Annotated in this window: 11 protein-coding genes and 3 tRNA genes; 9 read left to right on the top strand and 5 right to left on the bottom strand. The window is 70.5% G+C overall.

Features of this window, described 5'->3' with window-relative positions:
* From P1P70_RS26090 to P1P70_RS26075, 4 genes are all read left to right on the top strand, one after another.
* The coding region (locus P1P70_RS26090) for a deoxyguanosinetriphosphate triphosphohydrolase (protein WP_319241815.1) at window positions 1-1246 on the top strand (1246 nt) is incomplete at its 5' end.
* Between the two features lie 104 nt (window positions 1247-1350).
* Window positions 1351-2616 (top strand): NAD(P)/FAD-dependent oxidoreductase, encoded by a 1266-nt coding sequence (locus P1P70_RS26085; RefSeq protein WP_319241813.1) that lies wholly within the window; start codon window positions 1351-1353, stop codon window positions 2614-2616.
* A gap of 124 nt (window positions 2617-2740) precedes the next feature.
* The gene (gene dnaG, locus P1P70_RS26080) at window positions 2741-4642 is read left to right on the top strand and encodes a DNA primase (protein WP_319241811.1); all 1902 of its coding nucleotides are present in this window, start codon (window positions 2741-2743) and stop codon (window positions 4640-4642) included.
* Between the two features lie 214 nt (window positions 4643-4856).
* A complete protein-coding gene (locus P1P70_RS26075; protein ID WP_319241809.1) occupies window positions 4857-6173 on the top strand; it encodes an RNA polymerase sigma factor in 1317 nt (438 codons plus the stop codon).
* Between the two features lie 134 nt (window positions 6174-6307).
* Here P1P70_RS26075 and P1P70_RS26070 read toward each other — a convergent pair whose 3' ends face one another.
* The 4 genes from P1P70_RS26070 to P1P70_RS26055 form a co-directional block, all read right to left on the bottom strand.
* Window positions 6308-8242: an ABC transporter ATP-binding protein gene (locus P1P70_RS26070; protein WP_319241807.1), complete on the bottom strand. Its 1935-nt coding sequence runs from the start codon at window positions 8240-8242 to the stop codon at window positions 6308-6310.
* Window positions 8242-9975, bottom strand: a complete 1734-nt coding sequence (locus P1P70_RS26065) for an ABC transporter ATP-binding protein (protein ID WP_319241805.1) — start codon at window positions 9973-9975, stop codon at window positions 8242-8244. The genes P1P70_RS26070 and P1P70_RS26065 overlap by 1 nt, the downstream gene beginning before the upstream one ends.
* A gap of 180 nt (window positions 9976-10155) precedes the next feature.
* Window positions 10156-11610: an FGGY family carbohydrate kinase gene (locus P1P70_RS26060; protein WP_319241803.1), complete on the bottom strand. Its 1455-nt coding sequence runs from the start codon at window positions 11608-11610 to the stop codon at window positions 10156-10158.
* A gap of 69 nt (window positions 11611-11679) precedes the next feature.
* The gene (locus P1P70_RS26055) at window positions 11680-11985 is read right to left on the bottom strand and encodes a YtxH domain-containing protein (protein ID WP_319241801.1); all 306 of its coding nucleotides are present in this window, start codon (window positions 11983-11985) and stop codon (window positions 11680-11682) included.
* Window positions 11986-12159: 174 nt separating this feature from the next.
* Here P1P70_RS26055 and P1P70_RS26050 point away from each other — a divergent pair.
* The 5 genes from P1P70_RS26050 (at window position 12160) to P1P70_RS26030 (ending at window position 13414) form a co-directional block, all read left to right on the top strand.
* Window positions 12160-12232: transfer RNA gene (locus P1P70_RS26050), tRNA-Asn, on the top strand.
* 6 nt (window positions 12233-12238) lie between these two features.
* Window positions 12239-12314, top strand: a tRNA-Asn gene (locus P1P70_RS26045).
* A 184-nt stretch (window positions 12315-12498) separates the two neighbouring features.
* Window positions 12499-12575 (top strand) — tRNA-Ile (locus P1P70_RS26040).
* 201 nt (window positions 12576-12776) lie between these two features.
* Window positions 12777-13010, top strand: coding sequence for a type II toxin-antitoxin system VapB family antitoxin (locus P1P70_RS26035; RefSeq protein WP_319241799.1), 234 nt, complete (start codon window positions 12777-12779; stop codon window positions 13008-13010).
* Window positions 13007-13414: a PIN domain nuclease gene (locus P1P70_RS26030; protein ID WP_319241797.1), complete on the top strand. Its 408-nt coding sequence runs from the start codon at window positions 13007-13009 to the stop codon at window positions 13412-13414. Before P1P70_RS26035 ends, P1P70_RS26030 begins: the two co-directional genes overlap by 4 nt.
* Window positions 13415-13935: 521 nt before the next feature.
* Here the strand turns inward: P1P70_RS26030 and P1P70_RS26025 are convergent.
* The gene (locus P1P70_RS26025) at window positions 13936-15723 is read right to left on the bottom strand and encodes an ABC transporter ATP-binding protein (protein WP_319241796.1); all 1788 of its coding nucleotides are present in this window, start codon (window positions 15721-15723) and stop codon (window positions 13936-13938) included.
* Between the last annotated feature and the right edge of the window lie 402 nt (window positions 15724-16125).

Genomic DNA, 16125 nt, shown 5'->3' with positions numbered 1-16125 from the left:
GCGCTACGCCCCGGAGCCCGACAAACGCCCCGGCCGCACCGCCTTCCAACGCGACCGCGCCCGCGTGCTGCACTCCGCGGCCCTGCGCAGACTCGCCGGCAAGACCCAGGTCGTCACCCCCGGCACCCGCACCCACGTCTGGGACGCCAGCCCCCGCACCCGCCTCACCCACTCCCTGGAGTGCGCCCAGGTGGGCCGCGAGCTGGGCGCCGCCCTCGGCTGCGACCCCGACCTCGTGGAGGCCGCCTGCCTCTCCCACGACCTGGGCCACCCCCCTTTCGGCCACAACGGCGAACAGGCACTCAACGAATTCGCCGAGGACTGCGGCGGTTTCGAGGGCAACGCCCAGTCCCTGCGCCTGCTGACCCGCATCGAGCCCAAGCGCTTCGTACGCTCCCCGGAGTCGGGCGACCTCGTCAGCGTCGGCCTCAACCTCACCCGCGCCGCCCTGGACGCCGCCACCAAGTACCCCTGGCCGCGCGGCGGCCACCCCACCGACCCCAAGTCGCCCAAGTTCGGCGTGTACGACGACGACCGCCCGGTCTTCGACTGGGTCCGCAAGGGTTCCCCCGGCACGAGCACGACCTTCGAGGCCCAGGTCATGGACTGGTCCGACGACGTGGCGTACTCCGTGCACGACGTCGAGGACGGCCTGCACGCGGGCCACATCGACCCGGGCTGCCTGCACGCGGACCCCGAACGCCAGGCGGTGTTCGAGGTGGCCCGCGGCCGGTACGTCCCCGCGGACACGGACCCGGCCGAGCTCGCCGCCGCCCTCGACCGCCTCCTCGACCAGGAGTGGTGGCCCCACGGCTACGACGGGACGGCCGTCGCCCAGGCCCGGTTGAAGGACGCCACCAGCCAGCTCATCGGCCGCTTCTGCCTCGCCGCCGAGGGCGCCACCCGGCGGGCGTACGGCGTCGGCCCCCTCACCCGGTACGCCGCCGAACTGGTCGTCCCGCGCGAGGCGCGGCTGGAGTGCGCCGTGCTGAAGGCCGTCGCCGACCGCTATGTGATGCAGCGGGCCGAGCAGGAGCGGCTCCGCGCCGACCAGCGGATCGTCGTCGCCGAACTGGCCGAGGCGCTCACCGCCCGCGCGCCGGCGGGACTCGAACCCCAGTTCCGCGCGCTGTTCGACTCGGCTCCGGACGACCGCGCCCGCAAGCGGGTGATCGTCGACCAGATCGCTTCCCTCACCGACCCCTCCGCCCGCGCGCTGCACGCGAGACTGACGGTTCGGAAGTGACGGAAACGTGACCCTCCGTGGCCTGATCGGGTCACTACCTCTTCCCGCATCACGCTCCGTGCGGGACGCTCGCATGTGGACGCACTCTTAAGAGGAGGCATCAAGTGGTCGACGCGGATCAGACATTCGTCATCGTCGGAGGCGGTCTCGCCGGCGCGAAGGCGGCCGAGACGCTCCGAGCGGAGGGCTTCACCGGCCGCGTGATACTGATCTGCGACGAACGCGACCACCCCTACCAGCGTCCGCCGCTCTCCAAGGGCTATCTGCTCGGCAAGGAGGAGCGCGACAGCGTCTTCGTCCACGAGCCGTCCTGGTACGCGCGCAACGACATCGAACTCCACCTCGGCCAGACCGTCGACGCGATCGACCGTACGGCGAGGACCGTCCGCTTCGGCGACGACGGCACCCTCGTCCACTACGACAAACTGCTGCTCGCGACCGGCGCCGAGCCCCGCCGCCTGGACATCCCGGGCACCGATCTCGCGGGTGTCCACCATCTGCGCCGCCTCGCGCACGCCGAGCGCCTCAAGGGCGTCCTCGGCGCCCTCGGCCGGGACAACGGCCACCTGGTCATCGCCGGCGCCGGCTGGATCGGCCTGGAAGTGGCGGCGGCGGCCCGCGAGTACGGCGCGGAGGTCACCGTCGTCGAGCCGGAGCCGACACCGCTGCACGGCGTCCTCGGCCCCGAGCTCGGCAACCTCTTCGCCGAACTGCACCGCGAGCACGGCGTCCGTTTCCACTTCGGCGCGCGGCTCACCGAGATCGTCGGCCAGGACGGCATGGTCCTCGCGGCCCGCACGGACACCGGGGAGGAGCACCCGGCGCACGACGTCCTCGCGGCGATCGGAGCGGGTCCGCGCACGGGCCTGGCCGAAGCGGCGGGGCTGGAGGTGGCCGACCGGTCACAGGGCGGCGGCATCCTGGTGGACGCGGGACTCCGTACGTCCGATCCCTCCATCTACGCGGCCGGTGACGTCGTGTCCTTCCCGCACGTCCTCTTCGACACCCGGCTCCGCGTCGAGCACTGGGCCAACGCCCTCAACGGCGGCCCCGCCGCCGCCCGCTCCATGCTCGGGCAGGACATCACGTACGACCGGGTGCCGTACTTCTTCTCCGACCAGTACGACCTGGGGATGGAGTACTCGGGCTGGGCGCCGCCCGGCTCGTACGACCAGGTGCTGATCCGGGGCGACGCGGGGAAGCGGGAGTTCATCGCGTTCTGGGTGAAGGAGGGGAGGGTGCTGGCCGGGATGAACGTGAACGTGTGGGATGTCACTGAGCCGATCCAGAAACTGATCCGCTCCCGGGCGCGGGTCGATGTGGACGCGCTTTCGAATCCCCAGGTGCCGTTGGAGAGTCTGATCGCCTAGGGGGCTGCGGGGTGGGGCGCGAGGGGGCGCGAGGGCGACTGCGGGCCGTATGCGGCTGCTCGCGCAGTTCCCCGCGCCCCTTCCGCGGCACGGCCATGTCAGTAGGTCACCGTAGAATCTCCGCGTGGCAGGACGGATCAACGACGAGGACGTGAAGGCGGTACGGGACGCGGTCCCGATCGACGCCGTGGTGTCCGAGTACCTCCAGCTGCGCAACGCGGGCGGCGGGAACCTCAAGGGGCTCTGCCCGTTCCACGACGAGAAGTCACCGTCCTTCCAGGTCAGCCCGAGCAAGGGGCTCTTCCACTGCTTCGGCTGCCAGGAGGGCGGCGACACCATCACGTTCGTGATGAAGGTCGACCACCTGTCCTTCTCGGAGGCCGTCGAGCGCCTCGCCGGCCAGGCCGGCATCACCCTGCGCTACGAGGAGGGCGGGTACAACCCCTCCCACCAGCGCGGCGAACGCATCCGCCTGGTCGAGGCCCACAAGATCGCCGCCGAGTGGTACGCGGAACAGCTCGCCACCAGCCCCGAGGCCGACACCGGCCGGATCTTCCTCGCCGAGCGCGGCTTCGACCAGGCCGCCGCCGTCCACTTCGGCGTCGGCTACAGCCCCCAGGGCTGGGACCACCTCACCCGCTTCCTGCGCGGCAAGGGCTTCACCGACAAGGAACTGCTGCTGTCCGGCCTCTCCCAGGAGGGCCGCCGGGGCCCGATCGACCGCTTCCGCGGCCGCCTGATGTGGCCCATCCGCGACATCGGCGGAGACGTGGTCGGCTTCGGCGCCCGCAAGCTCTACGAGTCGGACAACGGCCCGAAGTACCTCAACACCCCCGACACGGCGATCTACCGCAAGTCCCAGGTCCTCTACGGCATCGACCTCGCCAAGAAGGACATCGCCAAGGCCAGCCGGGCCGTCGTGGTCGAGGGCTACACCGACGTCATGGCCTGCCACCTGGCCGGCGTCACCACGGCCATCGCCACCTGCGGCACGGCCTTCGGCGGCGAACACATCAAGATCCTCCGCCGACTGCTGATGGACAACGGCTCGGCCCGCGTGATCTTCACCTTCGACGGCGACGCGGCCGGCCAGAAGGCGGCCCTGCGCGCCTTCGAGGACGACCAGAAGTTCGCCGCAGAGACGTACATCGCCATCGCCCCCGACGGCATGGACCCCTGCGAACTGCGCCTGGCGAAGGGCGACGAGGCGGTCGCCGAACTCACAGAACCCCGCACCCCGCTCTTCGAGTTCGCCCTCCGCCAGATCGTCGCCCGCTACGACCTGGAGACCCCCGCAGGCCGCGCCGCCGCCCTCGACGAGGCCGCGCCGATCGTGGCCCGCATCAAGAACAGCGGCGCCCAGCACGAGGTCGCCGTGCAGCTCGCCGGCATGCTCGGCATCCTCGACACCCAGTTCGTCGTCAAGCGCGTCGCCCAGCTGGCCCGCTGGGCGCGTGAGCGCGGCGGCCAGGGCCCGGCCCCGGCCGGCCGGCGCGGGGCGGGGCCCTACGAGTCCACGGCCCGGCCCCCGTCCGGCCCGGCCCTCACCCTGCGCAACCCCGTCTTCGCCACCGAACGCGAACTCCTCAAACTCGCCCTGCAGCGACCCGAGTTGGTCGCCCCGGCGTTCGACGCGTACGGCGTCGACGAGTTCACCGCCGCCCCGTACGCGGCCGTCCGTGAGGCGATCATCGAGGCGGGCGGCGTCGAGTACGGCACCGAGGACCCGCAGGAGTATCTGGTCCGGGTCCGCGAGGCGGCGCCGGACGACACCGTGCGGGCCATGGTGACCGAGCTGGCCGTCGAGGCGATCATGCGCAAGAAGGTCGACGAGGTGTACGCGGGCGACCAGCTCGTCACCGTGCGCCGCCGGGCCGTCGAGCGCCGGGTGCGCGACGTCCAGGGCAGCCTGGCGCGGGCGGCCGCCCAGGGCGATCCCGCCCAGCTGGCCGCCGTCCAGAACGAGTTGTGGGTCCTCCAGCAGTACGACCAGGCGTTGCGGGAGCGGGGCGCGGAGGCGCTCTGAACCGCGGCCGTTCGCGCCCCCGGCCGCGCACGTCCCCGGAGCACATGCCAATCCGCGCCGGAGCCACCCCCGCTCCGTACGGTGTTCAAGCTGTTTACGGTCCGCCCAGCAGCGCACTCGTGGAACGCGGTAATCGTGCGGTCACGGACCGGACGCAAAAAGTCACCGCACGCCCCTCGTGGCGGCTGTGTGTCGTACTCCACACTGGGTGGCGGTGCCTGAGTCCTCGGAGCGCGGCCGACCCGTCCCCCACGGGTCCGAGATCCCCGCGGTTCCGCTCGATGAGTACGGGATGGACGGCGGAGAGGCCGCCCGCGCCATCCCAGACGTACCGCTGCCGTACGCCCTGGCAGCGACATTCCTGGAGGTCGCCCCCGTGCAGACCCAGACCCTCATACAGAACGACAGCACGGCCATCGGTACCGACGGCTCGGAGCCGGCCGCGGAGACCGATGTCATCACCGCGGTGCCCGCCCAGAGCCGTGCCGCGCACCACCCCGAGGCGGCCCCCGACGGCCCGCCCGACCTGGACGAACCGCCTGCCGCGGCGGTCGAGGCCTTGGAGACGGCCGAGCCCCCCGAGCCCGTGGAGCTGCCCCGCGCCCGCCCGGACACCAGCGGCCCCTCCTCCGACCTCTTCCGCCAGTACCTGCGCGAGATCGGCCGTATCCCCCTCCTGACGGCGGCGGAGGAAGTGGAACTGGCCCGCCGCGTCGAGGCCGGCCTCTTCGCCGAGGAACGGCTCGGCAACGCCCCCGACCTCGCCACCGAGCTCGCCCTCGACCTCGACAAACTGGTGGTCATGGGCCGCATGGCCAAACGCCGTCTGATCGAGGCGAACCTGCGGCTCGTCGTCTCCGTGGCGAAGCGTTACGTCGGCCGCGGCCTGACCATGCTGGACCTGGTCCAGGAAGGGAACCTGGGCCTCATCCGGGCTGTCGAGAAGTTCGACTACGCGCGCGGCTACAAGTTCTCGACCTACGCCACCTGGTGGATCCGCCAGGCCATGTCCCGCGCGCTGGCCGACCAGGCCCGCACGATCCGCGTCCCCGTCCACGTGGTCGAGCTGATCAACCGGGTCGTCCGAGTCCAGCGCCGCATGCTCCAGGAGCGGGGCTACGAGCCCACGCCGGAGGAGGTGGCCGCCCATCTCGACCTCGCCCCCGAACGCGTCAGCGAGGTCCTCCGCCTCGCCCAGGAACCGGTCTCCCTCCACGCCCCGGTCGGCGAGGAGGACGACGTGGCCCTCGGCGACCTCATCGAGGACGGCGACGCGGCGAGCCCGGTGGAGTCCGCCGCGTTCCTGTTGCTGCGCGAACACCTGGAAGCGGTCCTCTCCACGCTCGGCGAGCGGGAGCGCAAGGTGGTCCAACTCCGCTACGGCCTCGCCGACGGCCGCCCCCGCACACTGGAGGAGATAGGCCGCATCTTCGGCGTCACCCGCGAACGGATACGCCAGATCGAGTCCAAGACCCTGAACAAACTCAGGGACCACGCCTTCGCGGACCAGCTGCGGGGCTACCTGGACTGAGGGGGAGCGTCGTCGGCCGGGGCTCCGGTGAGCCTGAAAAGCAGTGGGCGCAGCCCCTGCTTTTCAGGGGCGCGGGGAACTGCGCGAGAAGCCCCACCGGGCCCGCACTCGACGACACCTCTCAGCCCACCCCCTCAGTCCACTTCAGCAACCGCCTCAGCGAACTGCGCCCGATACAGCCGCGCGTACGCCCCACCCGAGGCCAGCAACTCCTCGTGCGCCCCCTGCTCCACGATGGAACCGTTCTCCATCACCAGGATCGTGTCCGCATCCCGAATCGTCGACAGCCGGTGCGCGATCACGAACGACGTCCGCCCGTGCGCCAGCTTCGCCATCGCCTTCTGGATCAACACCTCCGTACGCGTGTCCACAGAAGACGTCGCCTCGTCCAGCACCAGGATCACCGGATCCGACAGGAACGCCCGGGCGATCGTGATGAGCTGCTTCTCACCCGCGCTCACCCCGCTCCCCTCGTCGTCGATCACGGTGTCGTACCCGTCCGGCAGCGTCCGGATGAACCGGTCCGCGTGCGCCGCCCGAGCCGCCTCCTCGACTTCCCCCCGGGGCACCTTCCGCGCGGCGGACGCCCCGTACGCGATGTTCTCCGCGATGGTCCCGCCGAACAGCCAGGTGTCCTGGAGCACCATCCCTATCCCGTCCCGGAGTTCGTCCCGCGACATGGACGCGACATCGACCCCGTCGAGCGTGATCCGCCCCCCGGTGACCTCGTAGAACCGCATCAACAGGTTCACCAGCGTGGTCTTGCCCGCACCCGTCGGCCCCACGATCGCGACCGTGTGCCCGGGCTCCACCACCAGCGACAGGTCCTCGATCAGCGGCTTGTCGGCCTCGTAACGGAAGGACACGCCCTCCAGCGCCACCCGCCCCCGCAGCTCCTCGGGCCGCACCCCGGGCACCGCGTCGGCCTCCTGCTCCTCCGCGTCGAGCAGTTCGAAGATCCGCTCGGCGGAGGCGACCCCCGACTGCACCAGGTTCGCCATGGACGCGACCTGCGTCAGCGGCATCGAGAACTGCCGCGAGTACTGGATGAACGCCTGCACGTCACCGATGGACAGGGCGCCCGTAGCCACCCGCAGTCCACCCACGACCGCGACCAGCACGTAGTTGATGTTCGACACGAAGAACATCAACGGCTGCATGATCCCGCTGTTGAACTGGGCCTTGAACCCGGCCTCGTACAGCCGCTCGTTCTCCTCGGCGAACTGCTGCGCCGACTCCTCCTGACGCCCGAACACCTTCACGAGCGTGTGCCCGGTGTACATCTCCTCGATGTGGGCGTTGAGCTTGCCCGTCACCCGCCACTGCGCGACGAAGTGCGGCTGCGACCGCTTGCCGACCCGCGTGGCCACCAGGAACGACACCGGCACGGTCACCAGCGCGACCAGCGCCAGCAGCGGCGACACCCAGAACATCATCACCAGCACACCGATGATGGTGAGCAGCGAGTTGATGAGCTGCCCCATCGACTGCTGCAACGTCTGCCCGATGTTGTCGATGTCGTTGGTCGCCCGGCTGAGCACCTCACCGCGCTGTCGCTTGTCGAAGTACGACAGCGGCAGCCGCGACAGCTTCGCCTGGAGCTCCTCACGCATGTGGTAGACGGTCCGGTTGATGGCCCGGTTGGAGAGTCGCGTGGCCACCGCCATCAGCAGCCCCGCGACCAGGAAGATGCCGAGGGCAACCAGCAGCACCGTGCCGACGGCGTCGAAATCGATGCCCTTGCCGGGCGTGAAGTCCGTGCCCGCCAGCATGTCGGCGACCGCGCCGTCCCCGCGCTCGCGCATGGACTCCAGCACCTCGGCCTTGGTGGCGCCCGCCGGCATCTCCCGCCCGACGACACCCGCGAACACCAGGTCGGTCGCCTTGCCGAGGATCCACGGCCCGAGCACCGACAGCCCGACGCTGAGCACCGCGCACACGACCATCGCGTACATCGTGAACCGCTCGGGCCTGAACTGCGCGAGCAGCCGCTTCCCGGACCCCTTGAAGTCCATGGAGTGCTGGTCGGGGGCCCCGGCCCCCGCCATCCGTGCCAACGGCCCGGCCATCAGGCTGCCTCCGCTTCCGTGAGCTGGGAGAGGACGATCTCCCGGTAGGTCTCGTTGTCCGCCATCAGTTCGTGGTGACGTCCGGTGCCGACGACCCGGCCCTCGTCGAGGACGACGATCCGGTCGGCGTCCCGGATGGTCGCCACCCGCTGGGCCACGATCACCACGGTCGCCTCGGCGGTCTCCCGCCCCAGCGCCGCCCGCAGCGCGGCGTCGGTCGCGTAGTCGAGCGCGGAGAAGGAGTCGTCGAACAGATAGATCTCCGGCCGCTGCACCAGTGTCCGCGCGATCGCGAGCCGCTGCCGCTGTCCGCCCGACACGTTCGTCCCGCCCTGTGCGATGGGGGAGTCCAGCCCGTTCTCCAGCCGCTCGACGAACTCCTTGGCCTGCGCCACCTCCAGCGCGTGCCACAGCTCCTCGTCGGTGGCGTCCGGATTGCCGTAGCGCAGGTTCGTCGCCACGGTCCCGGAGAACAGGTACGGCTTCTGCGGCACCAGACCCACCGTCCGCGCCAGCAGCTTCGGATCGAGCGTCCGTACGTCGACGCCGTCCACCAGCACCTCGCCCTCGGTGACGTCGAACAGCCGGGGCACCAGCCCGAGCAGCGTCGACTTCCCGCTGCCCGTGGACCCGATGACGGCCGTCGTCTCACCGGGCCGCGCCACGACCTCGATCGACCTGAGCACCGGCTCCTCGGCGCCCGGATAGCGGAACCCGGCACCCCGGACCTCCAGGAACCCGTGGCGCCGCAGCTCCCGCACGGGCTCGACCGGCGGCACCACACTCGTGTCGGTGTCCAGCACTTCCTGGATGCGCTCGGCGCACACCTCGGCGCGCGGCATCATCATGAACATGAAGGTGGCCATCATCACAGCCATGACGATCTGCATCAGATAGGCGAGAAAGGCCGTGAGCGCGCCGATCTCCATCCCACCGCTGTCGATCCGATGGGCACCGAACCACACCACCGCGATCGACGAGAAGTTGATGACCGTCATCACGATCGGGAACATCAGCGCGAGCATCCGCCCGGTGCCCAGCGACACGTCCGTCAGCTCGACGTTCGCCTGCCGGAACCGGTCCTTCTCGTAGTCGTCCCGCACGAAGGCCCGGATCACCCGGTTACCGGTGATCTGCTCCCGCAGCACCCGGTTCACGGTGTCCAGCCGCTCCTGCATCGTGCGGAACAGGGGGCGCAACCGGCGCACGATCAGGCTGACGGAGATACCGAGCACCGGTACGACGGCGAGCAGCACCCCCGACAACGGCACGTCCAGCCCGAGCGCCAGCACGATGCCGCCGACGCACATGATCGGCGCCGACACCACCAGCGTGAACGTCATGAGCACCAGCATCTGCACCTGCTGCACGTCGTTCGTGGTCCGGGTGATCAGCGACGGGGCCCCGAAGTGACCGACCTCACGCGCCGAGAACGACTGCACCCGGTCGAACACGGCGGCCCGGATGTCCCGGCCGACCGCCGACGCCGTGCGGGCGCCGTAGTACACGGCCCCGATGTTGCAGACGACCTGCACCAGCGAGATACCGATCATCAGCGCGCCGAAGGACAGGATGTAACCCGTATCCCCCTCCACCACGCCCTCGTCGATGATGTCCGCGTTCAGCGTGGGCAGGTAGAGCGTGGCGCACGTCTGCACGAACTGCAGCAGCACCAGCAGGGCGATCGGTGTCCGGTAGGGACGGAGATGACTTCTCAGCAATCGTATGAGCACGCGAGATCTCTCGGAGTCGAAGACGGAGTGGAAGACGGGGTCGAGGACGCACCACCCCCCATCGTCGAACACTCCACCCGCGTTACCTCAACCGAATTAACCCGACGGTGAAGGTTCCATGCGCAGTTTTTGCGCACCGGGACGGCACCCCGACCCCCCTCCGCTCAGGCTACGAACGGCTCACGCTCTGAACGCCCCGGGATGCGTCTGCTCCCGCACCGCCACGTACTGCTGCCGAACCGCCTGCCCCACCGCCAACTCGTCCCCGGGCTCCAGCACCTGCGCCGCCGCCCCCGGCCACATCGGTGGCGTACGCGGATCGAGCGCCCCCTGCGAGACCCCGAGCGCCCACGCCGCCTGCCGGGCCGCGCCCACCGCCGCGTAGTCCGCCGGCTGCGGCACCACCACCGGCACCCCGAACAGCGCCGGCGCCGCCGCCTGCACGGCCGGCAGCTCCGCCGCCGCACCCAGCAGGAAGATCCGCCGTACGTCCACGCCCCGCCCCCGCAGCACGTCCAGCGCGTCAGCGAGCCCGCAGAGCATGCCCTCGAACGCGGCCCGCGCGAGGTGTTCCGGCTTCATCGACTCCCGCCGCAGCCCGGCCAGCGTCCCCGCCGTGTGCGGCAGGTTCGGCGTCCGCTCGCCCTCCAGGTACGGCAGCATGACGAGCCCGTGCGACCCCGGGGTGGACTTCGTCGCCAGGTCGGACAGGGCCTCCAGATCGGCCACGCCCAGCAGTTCGGCGGCCCCGCGCAGCGTCCGTACGGCGTTGAGCGTGGTGACGACCGGCAGGTGCATCCCCGTGGCGTCGGCCAGCGAGGTGATCATCCCGGAGGAGTCGACGAGCGCCTGCGTGTGGACGGCCATGACGGACCCGGAGGCCCCCAGCGACACCACCGCGTCACCGAGGCCGATACCGAGTCCGAACGCGGCGGCCATGGTCTCGCCGGTGCCGGCGGAGATGAGGAGCCCTTCCGGCGTCGTACCGGCGGCGTCCGAGGGGCCGAGCACCTCGGGAAGCATCACCTGATGCCCGAGCGCCATCTCGACGAGATCCGTGCGGTACTGCCCGGTCGCCGCGTTCCAGTACCCGGTCCCGGACGCCCCGCCCCGGTCCGTGGTCCTCCTGACGGGCCGCCCCAGCAGCTGCCAGACCAGCCAGTCGTGCGCCTGGAGCAGTACGGCCGTCCGCATCGCGGCGTCCGGTTCCGTGCGGCTCATCCAGCGCAGCTTGGTCACCGGCTGCGCGGCCCCCGGCACACAGCCGACGGCCTCCGCCCACGCCCCGCGCCCGCCGAGCGCGTCGACGAGGTCGGCGGCCGCGACCTGGGTCCGCTTGTCGCCGCCGACCATCGCCGGACGCACGGTGTTGCCCTGTGCGTCCAGCGCGATCAGCCCGTTCTGCTGGGACGAGACCCCGATCGCCTGCACACCCTCCAGCAGCCCGCCGCCGGCCGCCTCCCCGAGGGACAGCAGCCAGGCCTGCGGATCGACGTCCGCGGGGCGCCCCCCGCTCTCCGCCGACTCCAACGGGTGCGGGGCATACCCCTGCCTCAGCACGGCCCCTGTGTCCGAGTCACAGACGACAATGCGCGTAAAATCGGGCGAACTGTCCAGCCCGGCGACTATCCCCATGGCAGAAATTCTGCCGCACGGGAAGGGGTGGGAGCGCCGCGCGTGGCTCCGGTCGGCGCGATGTGGTCCCTAGGTATTGCTGGTGCCCCAGTCGTCTCCGGCCGAGCCGTTGGCGTTGCGTTCCCGCAGGGAGCGGACCCGGTCGGCGACCAGGTCCGGCATCCGGTCGCCGACCTTCTCGCTGACCACGTGGTACGCCTTGCCCGCGTAGACCCGCCCCTGCTGGGCGGCCGACTCGGCGGTGTTCCGCACGGCGGGGTTCTGCGCGACCTGTCGCGCGGACTTCTTCAACTGCTCGTAGCGTTCGCGACCGGCCTTCGTGCCGAGCACGTACCCCAGGGCCAGTCCGGCAAAGAACGTGAGCCGATAGCGCATGGCGACCACCCTTCCCTTACGTCTGCGTCGGTCCCTTGCGTGCCCTGTGCGGGCGACGGGCGCGGGGGATACCGATTGGCGGAGCACCCCCCAGCTTGCGCTAATGTATGTGTCGCAGCGAGCGCACGCCCCCTGGCGAATACCCAGGGAGGTACGTTCGATGCAACGAGGCAATCCTCCGTAGCTCAATTGGCAGAGCAGCCGGCTGTTAACCGGCAGGTTACTGGTTCGAGTCCAGTCGGGGGAGCTTCGATCTTCCGTAGCTCAATTGGCAGAGCAGCCGGCTGTTAACCGGCAGGTTACTGGTTCGAGTCCAGTCGGGAGAGCCAGCGAGGATGGACCGAGGAAGGACCCCGTGGGGGTCCTTTTTCATGTTCGGGGGAACCGTGTGCGCCGCGCCGAGGTCCTCAAGGTCAAGAAGCGCATGCGAAGGCCGACCATCCGAAGCAGGAGATCGTATGAGCGGCTATGCTGCGGCAGACGGCGCGCACACATGTACGCGACACGCCGTACGGGGCGGTAGCTCAGCCGGTTAGAGCAGCGGACTCATAATCCGTCGGCCGTGGGTTCGAGTCCCACCCGCCCCACCACTCGCTACGCGAGGAGAAACCTTCTGACCAGGCGTTTTCCTGGTCAGGCGAGAGCCTGTGGGTCCTGGCGGCCCCGTGGTGATCATGTGAACGCCTTGACGCCGGCGCACATCCCCTACGTGGTCTGTTTGTGCTTGACGGTCGCGCTCGATGTTGACGATGTATCCTGGGTGCATACATCGTGGATGTCGGAGGTGCGCGATGTCCGTCACGCAGATTGATCTCGACGACGAGGCGCTGGCCGAGGCCATGCGGCTCATGGGTGCCACGACGAAGAAGGAGACCGTCAACGCGGCCCTTCGGGACTACGTAGCGCGGATCAGGAGGCTCGAGGCCGCGGAGAAGCTGGCCGCTCGAGGTGAGCGCGGCGAGTTCGAGCAGGCCGCAGCGGCGCATGAAGCCGAGAGGCGTGCGCGGCGCGAGGCCTTCGAGTGATCACGTATCTGGTCGACACCTCGGCTCTGTGGCACCTGTTCCGTACCCCAGGTGCGCTGCGCCCCTGGGAGGGACACATCGCCGCAGGGGTGTTCCACCTCTGTGAGCCGACACGAGCCGAATTCCTCTGCTCGGCGACCAGCCCGTCTCACCGAGATGAGCTGGCCGAGGAACTGGACGCGCTCTGTCTGCTCTCCCCGGTTCCGAAGAACGCCTGGCGGTGGGTCGACACCGCCCAGTACAAACTGACCCAGAAGGGCCGGCATCGGGCGGCGGGAGCGATCGACCTGTTGGTGTGTGCGACAGCCGTACACCATGGGCACACCGTCCTCCACGTGGACAATGACTTCGCGACGGTGGCCGGAGTCCTCAAGGAAGTTCAGCAGCGAGACGCACGAGCCTGATCTCCGGAGGCATGACCACGTCTGTCGGTTTCTGACCTCGGTGATCGATGTCTCCGGGGTGCGTCACTACGACCTATCCCCGCATGCGCGAGGCCGACGGCTTCGGCGCACCGAACGAGCTCCTGCCGGAACGGCGACTTTGCCTGGACGGGACGGGCTGCATCCGCTGCGCGTGAGTTCGGCTCCGTGGCGGTCACCGTTGGTCCACACCGCTCTGACCTGTGTAGATGTCGTGGTCCGGCGAGGGGCACGTTTCCGCGGGTGGCGTGTACGAGGCCCTGGGTGCCGGGCCGAACTGCGTGAGCGCGGCAACGGCCGAACTCGTCACCAGGAGCCCGTACACGCCGCCGAGCAGCGCGGTCGGCCGGGCCGGCCAGTCCCATGGCCCACGTCTGCGACGGATGGCGGACTCGGTGCGCCCAGGCGGCCTTTCGGGGGCCGGGTTTCCGTGGGTGTCGGTGCGTGGGTTGTCCGGCCGGGACCGGAGCAGTGGACGACCGGACAACCCCGCGTGCGGTGGGTCATCGTGCGGGGGCCAGGAGCTGGGTGGCCGCCAGCCGCGCGTACAGCCGGTCCTGGGCCACCAGTTCCTCATGGGTGCCCATGGCCCGGACCCGGCCGGCGTCCATGACGACGATCCGGTCGGCGCCCGTCACCGTCGACAGGCGGTGGGCCACCACCAGCACCGTGGTCTCCCGGGCCACGTCCGTGATGACGTCCCGCAGCGCCAGCTCGTTGACTGCGTCGAGTTGCGAGGTCGCCTCGTCCAACAGCAGCAGCCGAGGCTTGCGCAGGACGGCGCGGGCTATGGCGATGCGCTGCCGCTCACCGCCCGACAGCTTCGAGCCGCGATGGCCGACCGGGCTGTCCAGGCCGTGGGGCAGACGCTCCACGAGGGTGTCGAGCTTCGTGCGGGTCAGGACGTCGCGGAGGGCGTCGTCCGTCGCACCGGGCGCCGCGAAGACCAGGTTCTCCCGTAGCGTGCCGGCCAGCACCGGAGCGTCCTGCTCCACGTACCCGATGGCGGACCGCAGCTCGCCCAGGGACCAGTCCCGTACGTCTTTGCCGTCGACCAGGATCCGGCCGCCGGTGGCTTCGTAGAACCGCTCGATGAGCGCGAAGACCGTCGACTTGCCCGCGCCGGAAGGACCGACGAAGGCCGTCGTCCCGGCACCGGGTACCTCGAAGCTCACCTGCTCGTGGGTGTACGGCAGGCCCGGACGGTAGCGGAAGGACACGTCCTCGAAACGGACCGACGCCGGACCCTGGGCGGCTGCCCCCTGCCGGGGCAGGGCGCCGGTCCGCCGAGCGGGCGATTCCGTCGAGAGGCGTTCCACGCCCGCGATGCGGGAGATCGCGGCCGCCCCCTCCTGATAGGAGGTCACGGCGTCGACCAGCCTGGACACCGGCTCGATCAGATAGAAGAGGTACAGAAGGAAGGCGATGAGGGTGGACACGGGGATCTCCCCGGACGCCACGCGCGCCCCGCCGACGGCGAGCACCGCGAGAAAGGCCAGCTGTACGGCGAGTTCGTCGGCCGAGCCGGCCACGGCCTCCCACTTCGCGCTCTTCACACCGTGCCGCCAGGCCCGCCGTGCCGCCGCCTCCACCCGGGCGGTCTCCCGCTCCTCGGCACCGGACGCCTTCACCGTGCGAAACGCCCCGAGAGACCGCTCCAATCCGACGGAGATCTCCCCGACCGCCTCCTGCGACCGCTCGGTGGCCCGCGCGATCTGTGGCATCACCAGCGCGGCGGCCCCACCGACCACCACGACCACCCCCAGCGTCATACCCAGCAGCACGACGTCCAGGAACGCCATCACCACGACCGCCGCGACGAAGGTCACCGCGCCGGTGGCCGCGGAGACGACCGCCTGGGTGCTGACCGCCCGCAGCAGCGTGGTGTCCGAGGTGACCCTCGACATCAGATCGCCCGGCGGGATCCGCTCCCACTCCGCGATCCGCAACCGCAACAGCCGCCCCACAAGGGTGCGTCGCGCGGCCAGGACCACCGACTCCGCCGTCCGCTCCAGCACGTACGCGCCGAACGCCTCGACCGCTGTGCCCAGCACCACCAGCACGGTGAGCGCGATCAGGATCCCGGCGATGGTCCCGCCGGAGGCCAGCCGGTCCACCAGCGCCTTCGTGGCCAGCGGCTGCAGCAGCCCCGCGGCGGCGCCGACCAGGGCGCACAACAGACCGAGGGCGACCGCCCACCGGTGCGGCCGCACATACGCGCCCAGTGCCTTGATCGTCTCCCGGGCGGACAGGGACGGCTCATCCGTCGTCGGAGCGGATGCGGTGTTCACGAAGTTCCTTTCTTCCGCGGTGTCGCGGCGTCACGACCCGGTACGCGGGCCGAAGTGCCGGGGCAGGCAGTCCTCGCGCTCCTTGTGCCGGCGCGGTCTGCCATGCGCCTCCAGCCTTCAAGCCCGGCCGCCACGCGCCCATCCGGCAACCGTCGGGTCCACCCCCGCCGAGTGGCTGAACGACACCGCCCGCCCGGTCGCACCGGACAACGGGTCAGGACGAGACTCCGCCGGTCGGCAGGGCGGTACCCGCCGATCGGCGGAGGAGAGCCCGAAGACTGCCGGATGGTCCGCCCCCGGACGCCCACGCGAGGTTCTCCGTATGACACAGACACAGCCGCCGCAGGAGACGTCAGCTCCGCAGGAGAACTCGCCTCCGCCGCCCCGGACCTCCCCCGAGCC

It is taken from the genome of Streptomyces sp. MB09-02B (genome assembly GCF_033794485.1).
Lineage (GTDB): Bacteria > Actinomycetota > Actinomycetes > Streptomycetales > Streptomycetaceae > Streptomyces.
This window is presented reverse-complemented; position numbering and strand designations above follow the sequence as displayed.